This is a genomic window from Paenibacillus sp. A3 (genome assembly GCF_001399685.1).
Classification (GTDB): Bacteria; Bacillota; Bacilli; order Paenibacillales; family NBRC-103111; genus Paenibacillus_G.
Genome location: NZ_JTHN01000089.1, coordinates 1 through 7,041, shown reverse-complemented (window position 1 = coordinate 7,041; position 7,041 = coordinate 1). Strand labels below are relative to the sequence as shown.

Sequence of the window (7,041 nt, the reverse complement as noted above, 5' to 3'; positions counted from 1 at the left end):
CAATTTATCCGCTGTCACCGAGTGGGCGGACAAGTGACGGCCTTCCACCGCTCCTTGCTGCAGATGCCGGCCTTCAATCGCCCTTTCCTGCACATGGAGCCCTTGTACCGCTTCCTTGGACAATTTGCCGGAAGTCACGGCTCCGTCCTTCAGATGAATGGTCTGCACCGCATCTTCCGTCAGATGGCTTGCATCGATCTGCTTTGGCGAAATGTTAGCGCCCCGGATCAACCCCGCCGTCAAATGATCGTGCAGCACCGAATTCAGCTTCAAATGTTCGGAAGCCACACTCCAAGGCGCCAGCTTATCCTCCGTAACCGACTGGGGAGCCAGCTTCTCGGCGCCAATTTCCCCATCGGCCAGCTTGGCGGAGGTTACAGAAAAATCGCGCAGCTTTTCCGTCGTTACCGCGCCTTCCAGCAGCTTTGACGAATTGACCACGCCGTTGGCCAAATGAATCGAATGAATCGCGCCGCTTCGGATTTTATCCGACGTGATCGACTGATGCTGAATCAGCTCGCCGGTAATCGCTTCATCGGCAAAATGCTTCGTATAAATCGATTTTTCGGCAATTTTCATTCCGTCGATCGTCTTATCCGCCAGCTTCTCCGAAGTAATGCTGTTGTCCTGGAGCTTCTCCCCGCTGATCGCCCGGTCTTGAATTTTTTCCGTCGAGACCGAGGCCTTGGCCAGATGCTCCGCCGTCACCGACTGCAAAGCGAGCTTTTGCGTCGTGACGCTTCGGTCCGCCAGCTTGGTGCTGTCGACCGCATAGTCGGTCAGATTGTCCCGGCCGACGCTATTCCGTTTAATCCGGGTACCGTCGACGGCATAACGCGCGATTTTCTCCGTTGTGATCGACTCATCCGCCAAATCGTCCGTATACACGGTGGTTCCCTGCATAAACCGCGGTCTGACCGCCTCTTCAACCGAACGGATGACCGGCCCATCAACGGCACGGGCGACCGTTTTCTCAGCTGCCCGGGTGACCGGCTTTTCAGTTGCCCGAGTGACCGGCTTTTCAGCTGCCCGGGCGACCGGCTCTTCAACGGCCCCGGCGACCGGCTCTTCAACGGCCCGGGTGACCGGCTCTTCTACGGCGCGGGTGACCGGCTCTTCTACGGCACGGGGAGTGTCCGGAACCCCACGCGATCCGGCAGCCTCTTGTTCTTCTTCTCCTTCCTCAAGAACTAGATGACCAATGCTGGTATCGTCATCAAAGTCGGCTTGCGGCCTCAAGATTCGCGGCTTATCGTCCAGCCACTTCAGTTCATTAATGTACGAGTCCATGCGCTTGCTGCGCACCGTTCGTCGCGTACCGGAAACCCGGCGGTTTTCTCGTTTCATGCTAGGTCCTCCCATATGGTGTAGTGCCTAGTTGGCCATGCTGGAGATGATTGCAAGTAGACACTTTTAACATATGCATTTACCCAGAAGGAGGTCATTCGCCCGGATAAAAATGGGCGTGCGCACAAGAAAGCCGAAACCGTTTTTCCGTCGAACCGCAAAACGCAAAAAAAGGCGGTTTCTATCACCGCCCGTCGTAAATCGTAAGCCACCGCTCCGCCACCCGCTCCCATGTAAATAGCCGCTGTACCCGCTCCACGCTTTGTTCCCCCATGCAGCGGGCTTGATCCTCGTTTTGCAGCAGGGAGATTACCGCCGGCGCAAGGCCGCTCTCCAGAGCATCCTGCTCCAAGGTCAGCCCGGTAACGCCCTCCTCCACAATTTCCGGCATTCCTCCGGCGCGGGTGGCGACGACCGGGACGCCTGCAGCCATCGCTTCCACGTTGACGAGACCGAACGCCTCGCGGCGGACGGACGGAACGACGAGGACATCGGCCAAGCGAAACCAATCGTCCACTTCGCCGTGCGGAACATACGGAACGAAGCGTACATGGTTGCTCAGCGGCGCGCTCGTCCTCCGAAGCCGCCTCACGTAGGGGGTAAGCCGTCTCGAACCGTAAAAGGCTCCCCCCACCACAAGCAGCAGCGCTTCCGGCACCTTGCCCACAATTTCGGGCATCGCCGCCAGTAAATGATGCACGCCCTTGATCGGAATCAGGCGGCCGACATACAGAATGATTTTACGGCCCTGCAGGCCGAGTCTGTGGAGCAGCGCCTCCCTCCGGGCTGCCCCTTCCGGAGACCATCGGGAAATAAAACGGTCCGGATCGACCCCGAGATGATTCACGACAATTTTGGCTTGGACACGCGGGTCTCTGCGCACCATTTCGTCCTTCAGGTAATGGCTGTTCACTACGATCCGGTCCGCCGCGGCCAGACAACGCTGCAGTTCGGGCCGCCGGATATGGGGCTTGGAGACGAACGTAACGGAATGCAGCGACAGCCACACCTGCGCCCCCGGATGCCTTCGCTTGAGAAACCGGGCGAAGCGCGGGCGGTTCTCCACCTGAATGATCTTCGGCCGCAGCTTTCTCAGCTTGCGGCTGACGCTCTCCACATAGCGGCGGGGCGAAGCGGCGGGCACGCGCTCGTAAAGAACGCCTGCGCGAATTTCGGTCCGGCGGAGCGTCCGGCCCCGCCGCCCGATCACCGCCAGTCGGACATGCTTCTGCAGGCGGCGGACGACTTGCTCCACGACCAATTCGACGGAGCTGCTGTTGCCCGAAGGAATGACGAACGAACCCGGCGTCACGAAGACGACATCATGCTCTTTCATGGAGCGGCCTCCCCGCGATCTTTTTGTCAGTATATTCTTGACGCAGCGGATGTGGATAGGCTATCGTTGTTCGAGCCGCAGTTTGGGCCGTTTGAATTTTGCCATGCAGGACCTCATAATAAAAGAACGAACTTGCAAATATCCCGAGAGGAAGTGCTGACCGTGAGCCGATTGGAAACGTATATCGAACATTATGCGGAGCTCGCCGTGAAGGTAGGTATCAACGTACAGCAGGGGCAGACGCTTGTGGTAACCTCCCCCGTATCGGCTGCGGATTTCGTCCGCATCGTCGCGCGCAAAGCGTACGAGGCCGGGGCGAAGCACGTCTATGTCGAATGGGACGACGACGAGCTGAAACGGCTGAAGTACGAGCTGGCCCCCGACGAAGCGTTCCACGAATATCCGCAATGGAAAGCGGACGGCTTCCGTCAATTGGCCGAAGAAGGGGCGGCCTTCCTGCAGGTCTACTCCCCTACGCCCGACCTGCTTAAACATACGAGGCCCGAGCGGATCGCCGCGGCGAGCAAAGCGTACGGAACGGCCATGCTGGAGTACCGCCGCATGATGCAGGCCGGCCGAATCAGCTGGACGATCGTATCCGTTCCCTCAGTGGCTTGGGCGGCCAAAGTGTTCCCGGGGGCAAACGAAGAAGATGCGGTCCGTTCGCTGTGGGAACGAATCGTGCAAGCGGCAAGAGCCGACCGGGACCGGCCTGTGGAAGCCTGGCAGGAGCATCTGACGGAGCTTCGCTCGAAGGTTGAGCGGATGAATGCGAAGAAGTACGCCCGGCTTATCTACCGTGCGCCGGGTACGGAACTGAACGTGGAGCTGCCTCCGGAGCACCAATGGGTCGCAGGTGGTATGCATAACGCGCAAGGCGTGTTTTTCGTGCCGAATATTCCGACGGAGGAGATGTTCACGCTGCCTCGCGCCGACGGCGTCAACGGAACCGTACGCAGCACGATGCCGCTGAACTGGAACGGGGCGTTGATCGACGGCTTCAGCTTGCTGTTCGAGAACGGGAAGGTCACGGAGTGTACGGCGGAGCAAGGACAAGAGGCGCTGCAGCGGCTCATCGCGACCGACGAGGGCGCGGCCCGGCTCGGTGAAGTGGCGCTCGTCCCGCAAAATTCGCCGATTGCCGAGATGAACGTGCTGTTTTACAATACGGGGCTTGACGAGAACGCCTCCTGCCACCTGGCGTTAGGCAACGCGTATCCGCTATGTCTGGAAGGCGGCACCGCCATGAGCCGGGAGCAGTTGGCGCAGCACGGAGCCAACCACAGTCTGGTGCATGTCGACTTCATGATCGGGTCGGACGAGCTCGATATCGACGGAGAGCTGCCGGACGGAACGGTGGAGCCGGTGTTCCGGCGGGGCTGCTGGGCGGATTAATCCGCCCGGGCTCCGGAAAGCTCCGCAAACCGGAAGCAATCGACCGTATGGTCCATCACCATGCCGGTCGCCTGCATAAACGCATAGCAGATCGTCGAGCCGACAAAGGCGAAGCCGCGCTTCTTCAGCGCCTTGCTCATCGCATCCGATTGCGGCGTGCTGGCAGGCACTTCCTTCAGGCTCTGCCAGCGGTTGCGAATCGTATCACCGCCGACGAACTGCCATATGTAGCGGTCGAAGCTGCCGAATTCCTCCTGTACCGCGAGAAAAGCCTTCGCGTTCGTCACGGCGGCGCGCATTTTGAGCCGGTTGCGGATCAGGCCCGGATCGCCGAGCAGTTCGTCCAATTTGGCATCGTCGTAAGCGGCTACCAGCCTGGGATCGAAGCCGTCGAACGCCTCCCGGTACCGGTCTCTTTTTTTGAGCACCGTATACCAGCTCAGTCCCGCCTGCGCCCCTTCCAGGATCAGCATCTCAAACAGCTTCCGGTCGTCATGAACGGGAACTCCCCATTCCTTATCGTGATAGTCGATATATAAAGGGTCTTCGTTACACCAGCCACAGCGGCATTCCATAGGACGCCTCCTCTCCTTTTTCCCCTACTATACCACATTATTGCGACACCGTTTGTCACCATTTTACCATTCGGCGGATTGAAATCTTTTCGATGCTCGTACGTATCAAGTATAATAGCGGATATTACGCGACGCACAGACGGTTCGCACACGGCATATCCGAACCCGGCACAGTCAAGCCGAACACTCCAAACATCAGGCGGGGATTCTATGAATCATTCATTTACGGTATACGAGCAGCAGATCCGGAAGCAGTTGATCGGGTGGGAGAAGGAGCTGCTCAAGCCGCCCGGCATGTTCGAAAAAACGTCCCGGGCGCTGCAAACGCGAATCAACCAAGCCATACCCGAGAAAGTGCATACGGCCATTACCGCAGCGGTCAAAGGCATTGTTCAGACCGCGTTGTTCAGCCTGGACTACATTCCGAAAAACGAACCGCTCCAAGACATGAGCTTGGCGTCGCGCGATCAGAAAGCCGAGGAGCTGATCGGCTTTTACAAAAAGCTGGCAGCGGCGGAAGGCGCGGGGACGGGAGCCGGAGGCATTTTGCTCGGACTCGTCGATTTTCCGGTCCTGATCGGCATCAAGATGAAGTTCTTGTTCGAGCTCGCCCACATTTACGGGCATTCGACGCTCGATTATCGCGAACGTTTGTACATTTTGCATGTATTTCAGGTCGCTTTCTCCAGCCAGAACAAAAAGCCCGAGCTGTACCGCGCCGTCGTGAATTGGCCGCAAACCGTCAAAACGCTGCCTCCCGAGGACTCGTACGCTCAGCACATCGATTGGAGGCAGCTGCAGCAGGAATACCGCGATACGATCGATTTCCGCAAAATGCTGCAGCTTGTCCCCGGCATCGGCTCCGTCGTCGGAGCGTGGGCCAACTACGGCCTGCTTGAGGAGTTGGGGCAGGCCGGCATGAACTGCTACCGCAGGCGCTGGCTGGATGAGGCGGAGGAGAAAAGCAAGACAACTTAAATCGAGGGAGAGGAACCGTAACCATGAAAATAAGTAAAGCGAATGCACCGCATTATATTTGGGGCGACCGGTGCGACGGCTGGCATCTGGTTCAGCAGCCCGAGCTGAGCGTCATTCACGAACGGATGCCCCCGCATACGGCCGAGGTCCGGCATTACCATGAGCAGGCGCGCCAATTGTTTTTCGTGCTGACGGGGACGGCCGAGCTGGAGGTGGACGGCGTGCTCCATACCCTCGGTCCGCAGGAAGGCTGCGAGGTGCCGCCGGGTGTGCCGCATCAGATGAAGAACGTTTCCTACGGAGACGTCGAGTTTCTTGTCGTATCGCACCCGCAGACCCGGGGAGACCGGGTGGAAGCGCCGCCCCTGGCGGAGCCGAAAAGGGACTAGCCCGCTGCCCTCTCTTTGCTCTTCCGTTTCATTGCCGGAGGTGCCCGAATATACTATACGACCGATTCCAATGTTAGGAGCATGTCGTATGACCGTAGCTTCCAACCGGGCCATCCTGCTGGCCGCTATCGTCTATCAGGCCATCCGGCAGTACAACAATAACGGATCGTTCGAGCTGCCCCCCGGGTATAAGCTGGCCGCCGTCCTGGGCAAAAAGAAGTTTCCTTACCTCGGATTCATTCTGGAGTCCAAGCAATCGATCGTCATCGCGCTCCGCGGCACGGCGGCCGTATCCGAATTGAAGAAAGATTTGCAGTTCGATCAAATTCCGTTCCCTTTTGTCCGCAACGCCGGACGGACGCACCGCGGTCTCACGGAGCTGTACGCATCCGCGCTCCGTGGTCCGATTATGAGCTATTTGAACAAAGCTTCCCCTCAAAAGAGACTGTATTTGGCCGGCCACAGCATCGGCGGCTCGCTAGTTACGCTCTGCGCGCTCGACCTCGTCTTTCACACTCCCTTCAAGCAGCCCGTAGTCTACACGTTTGGAGCCCCGAAGGTCGGTAATCCTGATTTCGTCCGTCGGTTTAACCGCCGAATTCACCACAGCACCCACATTGCGAACCGGTACGATCTCGTGCCGCTGCTGCCCCTTTCCTTCGGCAAAACCGTATACCGGCATGTCCGGTACAGCTACGTGATCCGCTTCCAAAACAAAGGCCTGCTGGGAAGCCATTCGATCAAAAGCTACTACAAAGAGCTGGTGCGCCGGAGCGCAGGCCGCAGCCGCCCGTACTACAACCGCAGTCCGAAAGGCCTTCTTCCCGCCGCTTCCGTCCGTTTGGCCCGCTAATTTTTGGCATCCTGCCGTATCCGATGATCTCGTAAACTGCAAGCACGTCGGCCACCTCCGACAAGCACATACCGGCTAGCGGTCCAACTCCAAGGGAAAAAGCAGAGCCTACTGGCTTAGCTTAATGTGTTGATAAAGTGGTTTTAAATAGAATAGAGAAACATACGG

General features: G+C 58.4%; 6 protein-coding genes and 1 pseudogene. 4 read left to right on the top strand and 3 right to left on the bottom strand.

Annotated elements, in window-relative coordinates:
• A pseudogene (locus QJ48_RS13900) lies at positions 1–1,347 on the bottom strand (hypothetical protein); the annotation flags it as partial.
• A 184-nt stretch (positions 1,348–1,531) separates the two neighbouring features.
• Positions 1,532–2,683: a glycosyltransferase family 4 protein gene (locus tag QJ48_RS13895; protein WP_054974166.1), complete on the bottom strand. Its 1,152-nt coding sequence runs from the start codon at positions 2,681–2,683 to the stop codon at positions 1,532–1,534.
• Positions 2,684–2,845: 162 nt separating this feature from the next.
• On the opposite strand from QJ48_RS13895, the gene QJ48_RS13890 reads away from it, so the two are divergent.
• A complete protein-coding gene (locus tag QJ48_RS13890; RefSeq protein ID WP_054974165.1) occupies positions 2,846–4,078 on the top strand; it encodes an aminopeptidase in 1,233 nt (410 codons plus the stop codon).
• Here QJ48_RS13890 and QJ48_RS13885 read toward each other — a convergent pair.
• On the bottom strand, positions 4,075–4,653 hold the full coding sequence (locus QJ48_RS13885; RefSeq protein WP_054974164.1) for a DNA-3-methyladenine glycosylase I: 579 nt from the start codon (positions 4,651–4,653) through the stop codon (positions 4,075–4,077). The two genes, QJ48_RS13890 and QJ48_RS13885, sit on opposite strands and share 4 nt — an antisense overlap.
• A gap of 210 nt (positions 4,654–4,863) precedes the next feature.
• Between QJ48_RS13885 and QJ48_RS13880 the strand changes: the two genes are divergently transcribed.
• The 3 genes from QJ48_RS13880 to QJ48_RS13870 all read left to right on the top strand — a co-directional run bounded on the left by QJ48_RS13880 (position 4,864) and on the right by QJ48_RS13870 (position 6,873).
• Entirely contained in the window at positions 4,864–5,631 is a 768-nt protein-coding gene (locus tag QJ48_RS13880) for an EcsC family protein (RefSeq protein WP_054974163.1), read from the top strand.
• Between the two features lie 23 nt (positions 5,632–5,654).
• Positions 5,655–6,020 (top strand): cupin domain-containing protein, encoded by a 366-nt coding sequence (locus QJ48_RS13875; RefSeq protein WP_054974162.1) that lies wholly within the window; start codon positions 5,655–5,657, stop codon positions 6,018–6,020.
• Between the two features lie 88 nt (positions 6,021–6,108).
• Positions 6,109–6,873 carry a lipase family protein gene (locus QJ48_RS13870; RefSeq protein WP_054974161.1) on the top strand — a complete coding sequence of 255 codons (765 nt, stop codon included), beginning with the start codon at positions 6,109–6,111 and terminating at the stop codon, positions 6,871–6,873.
• Positions 6,874–7,041 lie beyond the last annotated feature (168 nt).

Bases quoted from the DNA above. Each gene is read 5' to 3' on its own strand.
- QJ48_RS13885 (WP_054974164.1), bottom strand. From the start codon at position 4,653: ATGGAATGCCGCTGTGGCTGGTGTAACGAAGACCCTTTATATATCGAC.
- QJ48_RS13875 (WP_054974162.1), top strand. From the start codon at position 5,655: ATGAAAATAAGTAAAGCGAATGCACCGCATTATATTTGGGGCGACCGG.
- QJ48_RS13880 (WP_054974163.1), top strand. From the start codon at position 4,864: ATGAATCATTCATTTACGGTATACGAGCAGCAGATCCGGAAGCAGTTG.
- QJ48_RS13870 (WP_054974161.1), top strand. From the start codon at position 6,109: ATGACCGTAGCTTCCAACCGGGCCATCCTGCTGGCCGCTATCGTCTAT.
- QJ48_RS13895 (WP_054974166.1), bottom strand. From the start codon at position 2,683: ATGAAAGAGCATGATGTCGTCTTCGTGACGCCGGGTTCGTTCGTCATT.